The sequence below is a fragment of the Sphingobacterium detergens genome (assembly GCF_003610355.1).
GTDB lineage: Bacteria > Bacteroidota > Bacteroidia > Sphingobacteriales > Sphingobacteriaceae > Sphingobacterium > Sphingobacterium detergens.
In genome coordinates, this window is the sequence record NZ_RAPY01000003.1 from 62,957 (window position 1) to 78,926 (window position 15,970).

Sequence of the window (15,970 nt, forward strand, 5' to 3'; positions counted from 1 at the left end):
ATGTCTTTGCCGCAGCGAATCATAGTAACCCGGTTTTCGGCCATGGGCGATGTCGCCATGGTGGCTTCTGTATTGAAAGAATTTTGTCAACAATACCCCACGGTAGAGATTATCATGGTGAGCCGTCCTTTCTTTGCACCATTCTTTGATGGCATAAAGAATATCAAATTTCATGCAATTGAACCCAAGACAACCCATAAAGGCCTTTTGGGATTAATCAGATTAAAAAATGAGCTGGCTCAATATCGTGCGGAAGCTGTAGCTGACCTACATTTTAATTTACGTTCGCGTATATTAGATGTATTATTTTCTCTTTCTGGAATAAAGGTCAAACAACTGGACAAAGGTCGCGCAGAAAAGAAAGCCTTGACGCGCAAAGAAAATAAGGTTAAGCATCAATTGAAGCTAACTGTAGAGCGCTATGCAGATGTATTCCGTGCTTTAGGTTTTCACTTCGAACTGAGTCACAAATTGGCTTCTAATTTGCAGGATGTCCCCAAAGCAGCATTTAGCATGTTTGGCAATTTCGAACGAAAAAAAATTGGTATCGCGGCTTTTGCGCAACACCGATATAAAATCCTTTCACTCGTAACGATGGGACAGATCATAGACCATCTGACACATCATGGGTATGACGTATTGCTCTTTGGAGGAGGTAAGGAAGAGTTTCAAATCGCGCAAAACTGGACTGAAAGTTTTCCAAACACCTACAATACCATTGGAAAATTTACGTTGAGAGAGGAACTGGATATCATATCAAATCTGGATCTGATGATCAGCATGGATTCCTCTGGATTGCACATGGCTTCTTTGATGGGAATACGATGTCTATCACTATGGGGCGCAACTCACCCATACGCGGGATTTACCGGCTATGGACAGCAATATGATGACTGTATCCAAGTAGAACATCCCAACCGTCCGAGTGCTGTATACGGCAACAAACCTTGCGATTGCGATGGTACAGAGGCGATTGATTTAATTACAGCAGAAATGCTGATCGAAAAAATAACAGCGATACGATGAGGATAGGATTAGTGGTAATTCGATATGGATTAGACATCACCGGTGGGGCTGAATTCCATTGTAGAATGTTGGCTGAGCAATTGTCAAAAAAACATGAAGTAACAGTATTAACTACGAATATCAAGTTTCTAGACAAACCCGAAATGAATTTCAGTGAGGGATTAGAGCCTGTCAACGGTATTCCAGTACTCAGATTTGTTACTGATCAATCCCAAGAACATTCGTTGGCACTTACTGAAAAAGAAAGTAAAATTTCACGAAAAATCCGTAGGCTGATTCATCGGCTCGGGCTATCGAGATTGATTTTTTCACAATTCCCTATTTGGAAATACAAAGTAGAATCCGAATCGAAGCATTTAGAAAACCATCCCTTTTATTCTTCGACTTTACTGAGCTACATAAAGGAGTTCCAAGGTCAATTCGATAAGTTTATCTTTTTCACTTATGAAAATCCACTTACCGTATTTGGATCGCTAATTATACCGCAAAAATCTATTTTGATCCCAACAGCACATATGGAAAGTATGCTATTTAGAAGCATCAATACATTAGTTTTCTCACAGGTCAATCATATTGCATTCAATACCGAAAGTGAGAAAAAGATGTGCCAGGATTTATTTAGAGGCTCCCTAGCAAACAACTCAATCGTTGGTATTGGAGTCAATCAAATCGAAAATACACTAAATAACATCGATTTAAACGAAAAATTCAACATTCACGCCCCCTATTTACTCTATTCTGGTCGAATTACTGCTGTAAAAATCAATAATTTCATGCAGTATTTCCTCAAATTGAAAAAGGAAAGAAAAACTGACCTGCAGTTTGTATTGACAGGTGAGCGTCCGGCTATAGTTGAAAATCATTCCGACATTATTTATACGGGTTTTGTAAGTGAAGAAGATAAAAAATTACTAATGCAAAAAAGTTTGGCAATTATTAATCCTTCTCTAGCTGAAAGTTTATCTTTACTTACATTAGAAGCTCTTCATTTGGGTAAGCCAGTTATTGGTAACCGCAAATGTGCTGTTATGGTAGAACACGAACTTAAAAGTGGCTCAGTCTTTTGCTATAATTCTTTCGAGTCATTTGCAGCCATTATCGATTATTTACAAGATCCAAAAACTAATTTCGATACCCTAAAAATAAAAGCTCAAGAATATGTACACAAACATTATAATTGGGATTTGGTATTAAGTAAATTTGAAGAAATTTTTAAAGAAAGCTAAACCAGGTCAAGCATGATAACAGTCGGATTTGATGCAAAACGATTTTTTTTCAATCGAACAGGCTTAGGCAATTACAGTAGGGACCTTATCCGAGTTTTGGAGTTGTATTATCCAGAAAACAATTATTTAAAATACACTCCAAAATTGAATTCTTCTGTTCTTTTTGAAAAGGAAAATGATGAAACAATACGTTTGCCTCAAACTAAATTAGATAAATTCTTTCCGGCATTATGGCGAAGCTGCGGTATTGTCTCAGATCTAAAAAATGATCATGTAGATCTTTTCCATGGATTGACGGGAGAGATACCACACGGTTTAAATACAAGAGAAATTAAATCCGTAGTGACCATACATGATTTAATTTTCTTACGTTATCCCGACCTTTACAAACCAATAGATCGCTGGATATATAATAAAAAATTTCGTTTCGCAGTCACTAATTCAGATAGGATAATTGCAATTAGCGAACAAACTAAATCAGATATTATCAATTATTACAACATCCCTGAGAATAAAATTGAAGTAATCTACCAAGGTTGTCATCCATGCTTTAAGGAGCCAAAGAGCCAAGCTCAAAAAGATGTGCTGAGACAACAATATAATTTACCGGATGAATTTCTGCTGAGTGTTGGGTCAATCGAAAAAAGAAAAAACGTCTTACAAATTGTCAAGGCAATGCACGATATTGATATTCCATTATTAATTATTGGAAAAGAAACCCCCTATCTAAATGAAATAAAAACTTTTATCGCTGCACATAAATTGGAAGATAAGATCATTATTAAGCAGGGATTTACTGTGGAAGAATTATCAACTATTTACGCAATGGCTTCTATTTTTATTTACCCTTCTATTTTTGAAGGATTCGGTATACCCATTATTGAGGCCCTATATTCAGGAACTCCCATTATCACAACCAATTCAGGGGTATTTCCGGAAGCTGGAGGACCTTCCTCTTATTATATCGATCCGTCAGATGTAGAAGAAATTAATGCTGCAATCAAAACAATTCTTACCGATACACAGCTTAAGACCCTGATGATTCAACAAGGACTTCGTTATGCGCAGAAATTCAACGATGAAAAAATTGCATCTGATCTGATCGACTGTTATAAATTTCTTTTGTAATTCTATTCACCTTTCTGATCGGTATGCTCAAAGTATTTTTCCAACACCTTCAATGCGATTAAATCCTCAAGTCGTTTATCTTTGAATTGAGCAGTATATTCATTTGCATTGTTCACTATACGTTTTGCCTGTTCCTTATTTTCAATATAATAATTCAGTTTATCCTCCAAATCAGAGTAGTCCTCTTTGATGCAAATAAAATGATAATCTGGAATTAATCGCCCCTCCATAAACCAGGTTTCATAAGTAGGCATTGGCATTACTGCGATAGAATTGGAGGACATGATCCATTTTAAATTTGTAGCAACATCATTTCCCTCCAGGGCCAGTATAAATTTATAATCTAAATGTCCTGTAATAGATAAGTAATTAATATCGGAAGATTTATTTGCCTTCTTAATATTACACAGTGGGTGATTGTTATACAATGAGTAGAAACGTTCACGATGTGGCTGCGAAAAACCACTCCTTCCTACCAACATATTGATTTTGTCCTCAAACAGAACATCATCATGAATAAAATTAAAGTGCCTTGATTTATCAAGTTTTAAAATGACTGAATTGCCGTTCTCCCCAGCAATTGGTCTACTTTTAACAATTGAAGGAAATTCTGGAATATGGATAATATCACCTGGCAGAATACTAAATTTAAGTTTAGGATTAAAAAATCTCAGATACTCTTTACTATCAAAATAATAAACTCGAATTCGTTCCGGAATATGATATTCCTCAATTGTTATTGTTCCCTTCCCTAATACGCTGTTATGAGTTAACTTGTTATAATAATCAACCCTGTCGCTAACATAAGTTGCATGTTTAATGTAATAAGCATTAGTTAATAGCCTTTTCAGTTTTAGTTGTGCAAATCGGCTTGGAGTGATTTCCCTTACAATGGCTTTGATATAATAATAGATCTTATTATTTCTATTCCTCAAAAAAATTCTTTTGAAATTCATGGATAACAAATACTTAAGGCCTAAAGTACGCAAAAACAAGGGAATTTGCTGAATTAAATGCCCTTTAAATATCGGAACCAGGTTTGACAACCGGGATACGAAGTTGCAACTTCTTCCAGTGATTGGATCTATCTTTATAAATCATAATTTTACCAAGCTTATATTTAAATTTCATAATCCCCCTGTAATCATCTGCAATACAACGGTATTTAACTTCAGGATTTTCTTTTAAAATTTCATTAATTGCTAGGGTATAAACTGTCGGACCCGTCATCGCATGGACATCATGTGGAAATCTGTTCTGTTCGATATTATCCACAATCAACTCTAAGGTCCTTTTTAAAAAAGGGTGGTTCTTATCATAGATCAATGCCCATTGCGCATACAAGCTTCGGTTATTCTCATGTGTAATGACCGCAACATCATCAGCAATTAAATATTTATCTAGAGACACCAATAAATCACTGTCGAGATCCAAATAGATACCACCATATATATATAGTACAGCATATCGAAAGAAGTCAGCTTTGGCCGCTCCAATTTGCAACCGATGGTAGGCTCTGTTGGTCCGTTCATCAAAATGTTCCAAAAAAAAAGCACTTACACGTTGATCATCATAAAACTCATAGGTATAGTCTCTATTTTTCTTTAAAAAGGATCTAATATACAGTTTAGTAAGCCAAGGAATCCTATTGTCCTTAAAGGTTTGAAATATATTTTTTGGTATTCCCATTGTTTTTTAATTATAAGAAACGAGAAAGACCGTCATCGCAAAATATTAGCTTTTCTGATGTAGTGACTTTCAATAAAAGGTCATTTTGTGGTAGCGACTTTCTTGATTCTTCTTTATGATAAAGATGATAACCAATGGCGGCAAACTTGATTAAATGCCCTTGTATGCCAGCATTAAACAGACGTTCGACAAACTCACTATCTTCTCTTCCCCACCCCTCAAAACGATTATCAAAACCGTTAACAGCACGAATATCTTTCATATAGAATGACATATTGCAAGATCTCACTTTACTTCTATTATCCTTCAAATTTTTTAAGGTTAATCTCGCCAAAAATAGATTGCGAAAACTAGTTATCCGCTTTTCGAATCTATTTTCTTCAAATCCGGAATCAAAGAGGTTCGGATAACTTAATTTGCTTGAATTTACCGACAATTTGGAGGTTAGCCTTTGATTTAATAGTACTCGTCCACCTTGGATAAAATAGCCAGGTTTCGCTAATTTAAGATGATCCTCAACAAAATTAGGATTCATCAAAATATCACCATCGACTAATATCACATATGGCGAAATCACTTTAGCCAGTGCTTTATTTCTTATCTGTGCAACTCTAAAACCTTCATCATCCTGCCAAATATGTAAGATAGGAATTGCTGATACTTCTGCATAACGATCCACCAACTGTTTCGTCTCATCATTCGAACCATCATCTGCAACAATGATCTGGTTTGGTTGTATGCTCTGATTTAATGCAGATAATAACACCAATTCCAGCGCATCAGGTCTATTATATGTTGTAATAATAATTGAAGTTTTCAAAAAAGCGCGTTAAATCGTAAAATACTATTCAGATGATTTCAGGTATTTGTTAATTCCGTTATCACAATAGGTCAAATTTAACTCTTTTGTCTTTGCAAACAAACAATTGTTGTTACCTAAGTTCTCTTTTGCGTTTACTTTATGCCAAAGATGAAATACTATACCGCCAAACTTAAGGAAGCGTTTTTTAATATTATTATTTAAAAGCCTCGCTACAAACTCCTTATCTTCAGGCCCCCACCCTTTGAAATCCTCATTATATCCATTGACACGAATGGCATCCTCTTTCCAGTAGGCCATATTTGCTCCATGAATTTCCCAGCGTTCATCACCCTGGTTTTTGTAATTTAATTCAAAGTATTTCCATAAAAATGGAAACCTAAAAGCACTAAACAAATTCGAGACCCCTTTATTGAACCTATTTATTCTTGTATCAAGTTTACTGATTTTCTGCTCCGAAAGTTCTTGATCTAGGTAGATACGGCTAGCCCTTACAACGGATCCTTTCTTAGCAAATCTCTTATGATCCTGAAGAAAATAACGGTGTAAAATCAAATCTCCGTCAATTTGAACGATATAATCGGACGAAGCTTGTGCAATAGCTTTGTTTCTAATTTTTGCCAATCGGAACCCTTTGTCTTCATGCCATACATGTATGACAGGGATATCCAATCGACTTCTATAGGAATCTATAATCTCGGTAGTCTCTTTATCAGACCCATCGTCGGCAATAAGCACTTCATCTGGCAAGTCTCGTTGGTTTAAAACACTTTCCAAACATAGGGCTAATGCATCAGGGCGATTAAAAGTAGAAATTAATAAAGAGATTTTCATTTATTCATAAATTATTAAAAATAGCATTCAACACCTCATATTCTTTCTCTATCGTATGATTATTTTTCATATACACAGAGGCCTGACGTGATTGCTCTTTATAGAAGTCATCTTTTTCAAGCAATTGAATGATATTTGATGCAAAAGAGTGTTCATCCAAAGAGACCAAACACCCATTATCAGATTTATTAAACAAACCATCTACACCGCGTTGATTTGTTACAACAGGAATACCAAAAGACAAGGCTTCCAGCACCTTTATTTTAATCCCTGTTCCCGACAACATGGGGCAAATACAAACTTTAGCTTGTTCATAATATTGCTGTAGATCATCTACTAATCCAAGTTTTACAACATTATCCATGACTGGAACATGCGCACAAATCTTGCCAATAACATGCAGATTGACATTGCTAAGAAGTGGAAAAACTTTTTCCAAAAACCATTTTATACTCACCACATTGTGCGGATTATCACTTGCAACATAAATTAAGTCAATCTTCTTCTGTCTATATTCTACCACGTGAAGCGGCATAGACACAGGTATTAATCTAACGAATTTTCCTGTAAATTGCTCATAGATGTATTTCTCTTCAATTGAAAAAGTCCATATTTCATTAAAAAGAGCCATACTGGATAATTCCTGTCCAAACATTTTTCCCAGCTGCTGGTTAGAAAAATCACCTTTTTCCTTGGTCTTATTTTGGAGTGTTAAAAAATCATGTGAATCCAAAATTGTATAGGATCCTATCAAATTCTTTACCAAACTAGCAAATTCAACATAACTAATGATCACATAGTCATACATCCTTTCCTTTAAAACCTTTTCAAACCTTCTCTGAAATGAAGGAGATACCCGGTCTACTAGTGTTGAAGCAAACAAACTTTTAATTTCCTTCTGTAATTTATCACGAAAAAAATAGCTTATTCTATTTTTTTTCGAGGATTTAAAAGGTAAAATAATAAGATTGATATTTGGAAACTCAGACTTAAAAGCCAATTCTCCTTCGGGAGTCCAATTAATTGAGGAAACAAAGTCAATCTCAAAATTTGTAGTAATGGAATTGAAATAGTTTAATAACTGCTTACATCTAGTCAAGTTACCAGCCTTAGAACTGTTCGGGTTCTCTGGCATGAAATATAATATTCTCTTTTTTCTTAATGCTTGCATTTATCTCGATTAGATATAAAACAATAGCGCAATAAATGCTTCTATTTAGGATTAATACGAGTTATTGGCAGAAAGTGCCACAGTCATTTTTAGTTTTTTGCTTTTTTGCCAGTTAGTTTATAAAAAAACTTTCTGAACCATTCATTATAATATTTATCTCTAAATTTCAAGTAGGCTCTTCTAGTCTTTATGAGATCAAGAATATGCCATCCCTGTTCTTTATATAATGTATAGTGCTTAGTATAGATATATAAGTGTGCGTCATCAATAATATTATTCTCTTTATTCAAATCAGAAATAGAAGACTTATTTTTCCTTTTTCTATAAAAAAACAATTCACGTGGTATCTTTTTTACATGTTGATATCTTCGGGTATATCTTATCCACATCTCCCAGTCTTCCGCGATTCTTAATTTTTCGTCAAATAAACCAATATCTTTAAAGGAACTAGCTCGGATCATAGCAACAATTGGAAAGCAGTTTTCGGTCAGTATAGTAATTGGATCGTATGGCGAAAGATTATATATACCGCACTCATTATCAAACAACTCGGATTCGGTATACACTAAGTCCATTTTTGCTTCAGCTTGAAATACCGCTATACAACTACTTAAATATTCTTCATGAAGCTTATCATCACCATCCAAAAAAACTACAAAATATCCTTTTGCAATTGAAAATCCATAATTTCTTGCAGCCGATGGGCCACTATTTTCTTGATTTAGAAAAACTAAACTTGGATACCGGGCCTGATATTCTTTTATTTTTTCTACCGACTGATCCTGAGAGCCATCATTCACAACAATTACCTCGAATTCCTTATAGGTCTGATTATAAACTGAATCTAAAGTTTCTTGAATTGTATCTGCATTATTATAACATGGTATTATAATACTTACTAAATGACTCATTGATTTTTTTTATACTTTTATGGGAATTACAGAATCGTACTTCAATATTTTTAATAAGTAACTACACTTACTTTATTCTGTAAATATAAAACATTTAAACAAGAACTTGATTATTTCCTTGTCGATGAATACAAAAATTCCAACAGTCACTGTGCTCATGGCAGCCTATAATTCCGAGCGTTATATTTCACAGGCAATTAAGAGTATACTCAATCAGACATATGCTAATTTTGAGCTCTTAATAATTGATGATGGATCAACAGATGGTACTATAGAACAAATAAACACCTTCGATGATAATAGAATCAAGTTACTTCAAAATGAGAACAATCAAGGCGTTGTATACACTAGGAATCGTGCGATAGAGGAGGCCATAGGCGAATTTATTGCCATTATGGACAGTGATGATATCGCTACACCTAACCGTCTTGAGATCTTATTGAATAAGTTCAACAAACAGCCTCAATTAGCGCTTATTGGCTCACATGCATCTATTATTGATTCCAATGGTCATCTCACGGGGCAGCAGATTAAAGTAGAAACCGATCCACAGCTGCTTCGATATCGCCTATTTTTTGGAAATAGCTTTGCTCATTCTTCTGTTATGATACGAACAAGCGTCTTTAGAGAATTTGGCGGATATCGGCTTCCTCTTGCGGAAGACTATGACCTTTTTCTTAGAATTTCAACAAAATATCCTGTATTAAATCTAGATGAAGCTCTATTGTTATATCGTGAACACCCTATGGGCATTTCAAAAAAATTTGCGGTTGAATTGGACAATCAGTTAATACTTATTAAAGAACATATTCTTTTCCATCTAAATCTACCTTCAGACAAAAAATATCAAAAAATATTAACCCCGCCGTTTATATGGAACAATATTGATATAAAAGATTATAAAGAGTTCTACACAACTTTATTTAATCATATTGGAGCAGCAGAAAAACCAACACTTGAAGTTCAGAAGTTTATATTTGAAAAATGGTATGAAGTCATTATAAAAAAGGCTGGAAAACAAACATTTGTACTTTTTTTCACTTCACCTTTCTTTGGATGGAAATATATTACAGCTAAACAATTGCGACGGGCATTGAAGAATACAGTCAAAAATCTTTTTAAATAAAAAAATGAAAATAGTCAAATTTTTGGGAGGCCTTGGTAATCAGCTATTTCAATATGCCTTCTTTTTAGCTTTAGAGCAAAAATTCAAACATGTAAAAGCTGATTTAGTTGATTTCGAAGATTATAAATTACATAATGGTTTCGAACTGGAGACAATATTTAACATTAAACTCCCAGAGATAAGTTCATTTGAACGAAATATTTATACACGATATAATGGAAGCTGGCTCTGGCGTAAACTAAGAAGAGTATACAATACTAAAAATGCTTATCTTGAAGAATCACCGCAATTTACCTACTCAGCGAAAATTTTTGAGGATAATAGAAGTCATTACTATTGGGGATATTGGCAACATATTGATTACATTAATCAAGTAGCTCCAATTCTTCGCGAACGGCTCCAATTTCCCCCTTTCGAAGACGCTAAAAACATACATATACAACATTTAATTCAACAGCAGAACGCAGTGTCAGTACATGTTCGCCGAGGAGATTATTTACGAGAACCGTTATTTAAAGATATCTGCACTGAAGAATATTATCAAAGAAGCATACAATATATGCTTGAAACACAAGAATCACCGCTATTTATTGTATTTTCCAATGATATTAGCTGGTGTAAGGCGCAGTTTAATGATCTAAATGCAATTTTTGTTGAGCACAATACTGAAAGCAATAGTTTTAAAGATATGCAATTAATGTCGCAGTGCAAACATCACATTATTGCCAATAGTAGTTTCAGTTGGTGGGGCGCTTGGTTAAACGAAAATCCAAACAAGGTCGTAGTATCGCCACAAAAATGGATTAACGACAATAAATTAGACACTTCAGGACTTATTCTACCAGCATTCATCAAATTTTAAGAATATCCTATAATAGATATTTTAAATCTATTATAGGATACATCAAAAAATTATTTGATCTGATTCCACTGATTCGAAATTCTTCCGCCCCAAGTTCTTGTTTCTGCGATTGGTTGTGCACCAACAGAAGTCAAAGGTGGCATCCCCCAATCATCTAAACTATAATACAACACAAAATTTCCATCATCTTGCAACACATAGAATGCTCTATATGTTCCTCCGCTATATTGATCCGTAGGAGGCACGTACAAATTAGGAGTTGTAAAAACAGTATCATCCGCCATATTTATACGTTTTGCATAAATTACTAGATTGCCGTCGCCGTGGAAAGACATTTTATATGTTGCTCCCGCTCCATATTTTTTATATGATCCAGCATCCCATAGAACCTTGTTATTATTGTTATCTTTAATATAAAGATTTCCATCGTTTTGTCCCACTAGAGAAAACCTTCCGTTAGGGCTTGAGATAACAAATGGAAATGAAATCGAGGCGTGTAACCTTAAAATTGAATTTTTATAGTGTTGAAGATCAATAATTTCGTAGGGCTGATTTTTCTTTACCACAAAGTCATAAAACCATTTTGATGGATAACCACAATAGCCCGGCATCTGAGGTTCAAATAAGGGATAACATCCTTTTGAATTAGAAGAGGTCTGTAAATTTTGGGAGTTTCTATAAAATGCTTTTAAAGCTGTAACATCATGACCCTCATTTTTTTTTACGGATGCCTCTATCTCCGATTCTTGTCCAATTTCTGCCTTTTCTTTGCCACATGAAATAACTGTCGCTATAGCAAATAAAGCAAACATAAATAAGTTTATCTTAAAAATACTTTTCATTTTTTTATAATTATTAAAAACACTCAAATATAAGTAAAATTAACAGTTTTAAGAACACATATGTCATATACAGAAAAATAAGTTCGAATTAATTTTTAATTAACCTACCTATAGCATTTCACTACATTAAGACTTATCTTTGTACACATGGATTTAAAAAAAGAAAAAAAATGCTATGATCTTGCCATATGTGTTGGTCCACAGCACATCGAAATTGCAAAAATTGTGATCAATCAGGCTAAGCGATTTTTTCAGACACAACAAATTTATGTCATAACAAACTCTTCTCATTTCGAAAAATTTCAATCACTCAATCTAACCAACTTAGTTCTCATTAACGAAAATGAACTATTTGACCAGTTCAATTTTCGGTCTGTCACCAACTTCCTAAAACAAAAAATAAATAATGGAGATCGAGCCGGCTGGTACTTCCAGCAATTCTTAAAATTGGAAATTTCCAAAATTATTCAAAGTGACTATTATCTGATATGGGACGCAGATACCATCCCATTAAAACCAATCGATTTCTTTAATAAAGAAGATAAGGTACTTATCCACAAGAGTGAAGAAAATCACCAGCCATATTTTGAAACATTGGAACATATACTTGGTCTGAAAAAAACGGTCAACTACTCATTTATATCTGAACATTTTATGGTCCAAACAAAGCTGATGCAAAACATGTTACTTGAGATCAGCAAAAAAGCAGGAGATCAGGCATGGCCGTATTATATCCTTGAAAATATAGCCACAAAAGATTTGGCACTTTCGGGATTCTCGGAATATGAAACTTACGGTAATTTTCTTAATTCAACCTACCCCGACGATTTTCGCTTACGAAACTCTCCGTCGGAATTATTAAATACAACTAGAAATGGCAGCATGATTTTGGGCACTCTACCAAATACAAAAGACCTCGATTTTTTAGAGGTCTTAGGTTTACATTATGCGACATTCGAAATATGGCAAGATATTAATCCTAAACAGATTAAAGCCAACAAAAGACGTGTCGCCTTATTTTTTTTCTTGGAAAAAATTCCATTGATGAGATCCCTGAATAAATTAATCATAAAAAACTTTAGGAAAACTTATTCATTACCTCAACCACCCTATTAATATCCTCTTCTGTATGGCCATAGGAAATAGGAAGACTAAGTATTGTTCGATGAATTTCTTCAGAGACTGGATAACTTGCTCCGGATAAAATCCCGTTCATAGCTTTCTGTTGGTGTGGAGCTATTGGATAATGAATTTCTGTTCCAATGTTGTTATTTAGTAAATACTTTTTTAGCCGATCTCGCTCAGCATGGCGTATAGCGAAAATATGGTAAACATCCTCAAAACCAGCTTGTACGCCTGGAAGAATAAAATCAGATTTTAGTTCTCGTCGATAAATTGCGGCTAATTTCTGTTTATGTGCTGTAATCTTATCCAAATACTTCAATTTTACAGATAAGAAAGCTGCTTGAAGCTCATCAAGCCGAGAGTTGTAGCCCACTTCATCAAATACATATTTAGCTGAAGAACCATAATTCCGTAATGTACGAATAGATTTATTTAGTTCATGATCTTTACAGGTGATAGCTCCCGCATCCCCCAAGGCCCCTAAATTCTTTGTTGGATAAAAGCTGAATGCACCAAAATCGCCACATGAGCCGGCCTTTTGTCCTTTGTAAATAGCCCCATGCGCTTGCGCACAATCCTCAACAACTTTTAAATCATATTGTTCCGCAACCAGTAAAATGGGATCCATGTCACACATCTTTCCATAAAGATGTACGACAAGAATCGCTCTCGTACGTACTGTAATAGCAGATTCAATTTTTTCTGGATCAATATTGTAAGTCGTTACATCGGGTTCTACCAAAACTGGTTTTAGGCCAACCTGCATAATCGCGAGTATCGATGCGATATAGGTATTTGCCGGAACAATCACTTCGTCTCCCGGCTTAAAACCAAAATAACGTAACGACAAAACCAGCGCGTCCAACCCCGATGCTACTCCAATACAGTGTTCAACACCGCAATAGCTCGCAAATGATTGTTCGAACTGCGCAACCTCTTTTCCCAAAATATACCAGCCGCCATGCAATACACTCTGGAAAGCATTGGTATACTCATCCATAAATTCCTTATTGACTTGCTGCAAGCTCTCGTAAGCGATCATGTATAATATAAGGTTCGTAAATATAATCTGTTAAATCAAAATATTCGGAAGCAAGAACCATAAGGATTGCATCCTCGGAAAAATCAAACATCTGATGCCAGTCTTTGGGTTCCAAAATCAGGCATTGATCTGGTGAATTCAATTCAAAAACGCGCTCATTAATTCCGTCCTGGTTATAGATCGCACAACTTCCTTTCAAGCAAATTGCCGCTTGTATTGTTTGATGATGTCGATGTCCGCCACGGGTAGATCCATCTACGCCATAGATATAAAATATCCGCTTCACATCGAAAGGTATTACTTTTTCGATCACCGTTAGATGCCCCCGATTATCGGTGAATGTTTTTAGATCAATTTGGTAAGCCATTGTCTTTTAAAATAATTGATGTGATAAAATTCCCTAAACTTCCCTGTGAAATACAGTTTGACCATTCGTCGAATGGATTTTCGAATCCTAGGAATGGTTATATTTTCGTGAGCCAAAGTTCTGACACCTTTCTTCTTTAGTTCATTGTTCGCTTCAACCAATGCCTGCATATAAGGTCTATACATAAAAGTGAGTGCATTTTCGTTCAAATCATAAAGACCATCAGGCAATGGGATAAAACTGTTGGCTTCAGCAATTCTAAAAGCATGATAGTGATAAAAAATAACCGGAAAAGCGAATCGACAAACCGCCTTTTGTGCCCATACAGCCCCATCTCTATATCCAAAGTTATATTGTTGCATATTCCAAGGAGCTACTCCGCCTCCTCGGTGCTCCAGTGCATGTACACAGTCAAAGCGCGTGGTCCAGTCATCAAGATATTTCTGGTCACCGAACTTACCATCTTCCATACGGCAATAACACCATTCCAAACATGCATCCCGCCACCATTCCAATACAGCCATTCCCTCTACGGTGTTTTTAAAGCAAACAAATTGTACACAATAGATACCACTGGTCGCAGATTGATCATATCTTTCAGTATAGTGATGTGGTGTAATTAATACCGATTTATCTCCCATCTCTTCGAATAGAACCTGAGGATTACCAAAAAACAATAGGTCTGCATCGATATATGTACAAGATTTCAAACCATAAGTTCTAATTGCATAGCGTATAATGGAAGGTGTGCAGGTCCAACAATACTCATTTTCCTTACGAGTAGGTTTTACGGCCAACAATTCCGCATCCTCAAATTGAACAAGAGGTATAATAGTGGCTCTCTCCAAATTAAGGCTTTTCAGCACCGAAAAACAGTTGTCATCAAATGCGAATATGTAGAGATGAAAATCTCGCGTCTGCTTCTCTAACGATCTATACATCGCCAAACCACGCGTTAAATATTTTGAATTAAATAAGGTGCAGAAGTTATTCATCGTATTATTTTTTTTAAAAAAAATCCTTTATCATATCCTTCCACTTTTCCATCGATCAGCATATCCTGCTCACCAATTACATAGGAAGTAAATTCAGTCTGAATTTCGTAATCTTCAAAATGGCTCAAAAAATTAGTTTCGTTAAAAAACCAAGCTGGATAGGACGCATCATATATAAAAGGTGGAACACGTTGTAAGGTCAATCTGTCCGGTCCCTCAACCACGAATGCTGTTCGATCAAAAAGGATATACTCAACTGATAATCCAGTGAGATAGGACAAAAACTCATGTGGTTTTTCCAGATATTGAACAACACTAGACAAAAGGACTACATGAGCAACTCCATCTTCCAAACTGCTTTCGATAGTTTTATAGAATTTTAATTGGTCGTTCTCAAATTCTTCTTTCCCAATTACAACATATGATTCTTGCTCCACGATATGCCATTCTAGGGACCGTAAAGGTGTCAGAAACTCACGTACTTGGTAATAGGTTGTACCCAAAGAACCTCCAAAATCAACTACTTTCAATTTCATATCGTTCTTCAGAGCGATATAGAGTAGGCTTGAAATTATAGCAAAAGGGTATTCTTTTTTCTCAAAAAGTACCGAATCTCTTTCATAAACAGCACGCCCATCTCGAATCGCTAGCATCGACTGACGAGTTTTATCTAAAATCAAATTCTTGTCGTAGCCATCTGTCAATCGTTTGACCTCATCCCAGCCTATATAGCTCCCAAACCAGCCATATTCCGGCACGCTTTTTTCTCGTTTTTTCTTATTTTTTAAAAAGAGCTTTTTTATCAT

The 15,970-nt window shown here is 35.2% G+C and carries 17 protein-coding genes; 6 read left to right on the plus strand and 11 right to left on the minus strand.

Going from position 1 to position 15,970, the window contains the following annotated elements; translation table 11 throughout:
• The 3 genes from DFQ12_RS16020 to DFQ12_RS16030 all read left to right on the plus strand — a co-directional run bounded on the left by DFQ12_RS16020 (position 1) and on the right by DFQ12_RS16030 (position 3,380).
• A complete protein-coding gene (locus tag DFQ12_RS16020; RefSeq protein WP_120260082.1) occupies positions 1-1,026 on the plus strand; it encodes a glycosyltransferase family 9 protein in 1,026 nt (341 codons plus the stop codon).
• Positions 1,023-2,252, plus strand: coding sequence for a glycosyltransferase family 4 protein (locus tag DFQ12_RS16025; protein ID WP_120260083.1), 1,230 nt, complete (start codon positions 1,023-1,025; stop codon positions 2,250-2,252). Before DFQ12_RS16020 ends, DFQ12_RS16025 begins: the two co-directional genes overlap by 4 nt.
• 144 nt (positions 2,253-2,396) lie before the next feature.
• Positions 2,397-3,380 (plus strand): glycosyltransferase family 4 protein, encoded by a 984-nt coding sequence (locus tag DFQ12_RS16030; RefSeq protein ID WP_244211762.1) that lies wholly within the window; start codon positions 2,397-2,399, stop codon positions 3,378-3,380.
• A gap of 2 nt (positions 3,381-3,382) precedes the next feature.
• Here DFQ12_RS16030 and DFQ12_RS16035 read toward each other — a convergent pair whose 3' ends face one another.
• The 6 genes from DFQ12_RS16035 to DFQ12_RS16060 form a co-directional block, all read right to left on the minus strand.
• Positions 3,383-4,315, minus strand: a complete 933-nt coding sequence (locus tag DFQ12_RS16035) for a glycosyl transferase family 90 (protein ID WP_244211763.1) — start codon at positions 4,313-4,315, stop codon at positions 3,383-3,385.
• Between the two features lie 85 nt (positions 4,316-4,400).
• Positions 4,401-5,069, minus strand: coding sequence for a glycosyltransferase family 32 protein (locus DFQ12_RS16040; RefSeq protein WP_120260085.1), 669 nt, complete (start codon positions 5,067-5,069; stop codon positions 4,401-4,403).
• 10 nt (positions 5,070-5,079) lie between these two features.
• Complete coding sequence (locus DFQ12_RS16045) at positions 5,080-5,889, minus strand: glycosyltransferase family 2 protein (protein WP_120260086.1); 810 nt, start codon at positions 5,887-5,889, stop codon at positions 5,080-5,082.
• Positions 5,890-5,913: 24 nt separating this feature from the next.
• Positions 5,914-6,723, minus strand: coding sequence for a glycosyltransferase family 2 protein (locus DFQ12_RS16050; RefSeq protein ID WP_120260087.1), 810 nt, complete (start codon positions 6,721-6,723; stop codon positions 5,914-5,916).
• A gap of 4 nt (positions 6,724-6,727) precedes the next feature.
• A complete protein-coding gene (locus tag DFQ12_RS16055; RefSeq protein WP_120260088.1) occupies positions 6,728-7,894 on the minus strand; it encodes a glycosyltransferase in 1,167 nt (388 codons plus the stop codon).
• Positions 7,895-7,983: 89 nt separating this feature from the next.
• Complete coding sequence (locus DFQ12_RS16060; protein ID WP_120260089.1) at positions 7,984-8,805, minus strand: glycosyltransferase family 2 protein; 822 nt, start codon at positions 8,803-8,805, stop codon at positions 7,984-7,986.
• 124 nt (positions 8,806-8,929) lie between these two features.
• On the opposite strand from DFQ12_RS16060, the gene DFQ12_RS16065 reads away from it, so the two are divergent.
• Both DFQ12_RS16065 and DFQ12_RS16070 read left to right on the plus strand, forming a co-directional pair.
• Positions 8,930-9,931 carry a glycosyltransferase family 2 protein gene (locus DFQ12_RS16065; protein ID WP_120260090.1) on the plus strand — a complete coding sequence of 334 codons (1,002 nt, stop codon included), beginning with the start codon at positions 8,930-8,932 and terminating at the stop codon, positions 9,929-9,931.
• Positions 9,932-9,935: 4 nt separating this feature from the next.
• Entirely contained in the window at positions 9,936-10,793 is an 858-nt protein-coding gene (locus DFQ12_RS16070; protein WP_120260091.1) for an alpha-1,2-fucosyltransferase, read from the plus strand.
• 50 nt (positions 10,794-10,843) lie between these two features.
• On the opposite strand, the gene DFQ12_RS16075 is transcribed toward DFQ12_RS16070, so the two are convergent.
• Positions 10,844-11,635, minus strand: coding sequence for a hypothetical protein (locus tag DFQ12_RS16075; protein ID WP_120260092.1), 792 nt, complete (start codon positions 11,633-11,635; stop codon positions 10,844-10,846).
• A 147-nt stretch (positions 11,636-11,782) separates the two neighbouring features.
• Here DFQ12_RS16075 and DFQ12_RS16080 point away from each other — a divergent pair, with 147 nt between their 5' ends.
• Positions 11,783-12,751 carry a DUF6492 family protein gene (locus DFQ12_RS16080; protein ID WP_120260093.1) on the plus strand — a complete coding sequence of 323 codons (969 nt, stop codon included), beginning with the start codon at positions 11,783-11,785 and terminating at the stop codon, positions 12,749-12,751.
• Here DFQ12_RS16080 and DFQ12_RS16085 read toward each other — a convergent pair.
• Genes DFQ12_RS16085 through DFQ12_RS16100 form a run of 4 tightly spaced genes read right to left on the minus strand, consistent with a single transcriptional unit; the run spans position 12,714 to position 15,970 of the window.
• Positions 12,714-13,802, minus strand: a complete 1,089-nt coding sequence (locus DFQ12_RS16085) for a DegT/DnrJ/EryC1/StrS family aminotransferase (protein WP_120260094.1) — start codon at positions 13,800-13,802, stop codon at positions 12,714-12,716. The genes DFQ12_RS16080 and DFQ12_RS16085 overlap by 38 nt on opposite strands.
• Positions 13,768-14,169 (minus strand): sugar 3,4-ketoisomerase, encoded by a 402-nt coding sequence (locus tag DFQ12_RS16090; RefSeq protein ID WP_120260095.1) that lies wholly within the window; start codon positions 14,167-14,169, stop codon positions 13,768-13,770. Before DFQ12_RS16090 ends, DFQ12_RS16085 begins: the two co-directional genes overlap by 35 nt.
• Complete coding sequence (locus DFQ12_RS16095) at positions 14,148-15,164, minus strand: glycosyl transferase (protein WP_120260096.1); 1,017 nt, start codon at positions 15,162-15,164, stop codon at positions 14,148-14,150. Before DFQ12_RS16095 ends, DFQ12_RS16090 begins: the two co-directional genes overlap by 22 nt.
• Positions 15,161-15,970, minus strand: a complete 810-nt coding sequence (locus DFQ12_RS16100) for a methyltransferase, TIGR04325 family (RefSeq protein ID WP_120260097.1) — start codon at positions 15,968-15,970, stop codon at positions 15,161-15,163. The genes DFQ12_RS16095 and DFQ12_RS16100 overlap by 4 nt, the downstream gene beginning before the upstream one ends.

What these genes read in the sequence shown, in the direction of transcription:
- DFQ12_RS16060 (WP_120260089.1), bottom strand. Translation starts at nt 8,805, where the DNA reads ATGAGTCATTTAGTAAGTATTATAATACCATGTTATAATAATGCAGAT.
- DFQ12_RS16090 (WP_120260095.1), bottom strand. Translation starts at nt 14,169, where the DNA reads ATGGCTTACCAAATTGATCTAAAAACATTCACCGATAATCGGGGGCAT.
- DFQ12_RS16050 (WP_120260087.1), bottom strand. Translation starts at nt 6,723, where the DNA reads ATGAAAATCTCTTTATTAATTTCTACTTTTAATCGCCCTGATGCATTA.
- DFQ12_RS16085 (WP_120260094.1), bottom strand. Translation starts at nt 13,802, where the DNA reads ATGATCGCTTACGAGAGCTTGCAGCAAGTCAATAAGGAATTTATGGAT.
- DFQ12_RS16040 (WP_120260085.1), bottom strand. Translation starts at nt 5,069, where the DNA reads ATGGGAATACCAAAAAATATATTTCAAACCTTTAAGGACAATAGGATT.
- DFQ12_RS16080 (WP_120260093.1), top strand. Translation starts at nt 11,783, where the DNA reads ATGGATTTAAAAAAAGAAAAAAAATGCTATGATCTTGCCATATGTGTT.
- DFQ12_RS16025 (WP_120260083.1), top strand. Translation starts at nt 1,023, where the DNA reads ATGAGGATAGGATTAGTGGTAATTCGATATGGATTAGACATCACCGGT.
- DFQ12_RS16095 (WP_120260096.1), bottom strand. Translation starts at nt 15,164, where the DNA reads ATGAATAACTTCTGCACCTTATTTAATTCAAAATATTTAACGCGTGGT.
- DFQ12_RS16070 (WP_120260091.1), top strand. Translation starts at nt 9,936, where the DNA reads ATGAAAATAGTCAAATTTTTGGGAGGCCTTGGTAATCAGCTATTTCAA.
- DFQ12_RS16075 (WP_120260092.1), bottom strand. Translation starts at nt 11,635, where the DNA reads ATGAAAAGTATTTTTAAGATAAACTTATTTATGTTTGCTTTATTTGCT.
- DFQ12_RS16065 (WP_120260090.1), top strand. Translation starts at nt 8,930, where the DNA reads ATGAATACAAAAATTCCAACAGTCACTGTGCTCATGGCAGCCTATAAT.
- DFQ12_RS16020 (WP_120260082.1), top strand. Translation starts at nt 1, where the DNA reads ATGTCTTTGCCGCAGCGAATCATAGTAACCCGGTTTTCGGCCATGGGC.
- DFQ12_RS16100 (WP_120260097.1), bottom strand. Translation starts at nt 15,970, where the DNA reads ATGATAAAAAAGCTCTTTTTAAAAAATAAGAAAAAACGAGAAAAAAGC.
- DFQ12_RS16055 (WP_120260088.1), bottom strand. Translation starts at nt 7,894, where the DNA reads ATGCAAGCATTAAGAAAAAAGAGAATATTATATTTCATGCCAGAGAAC.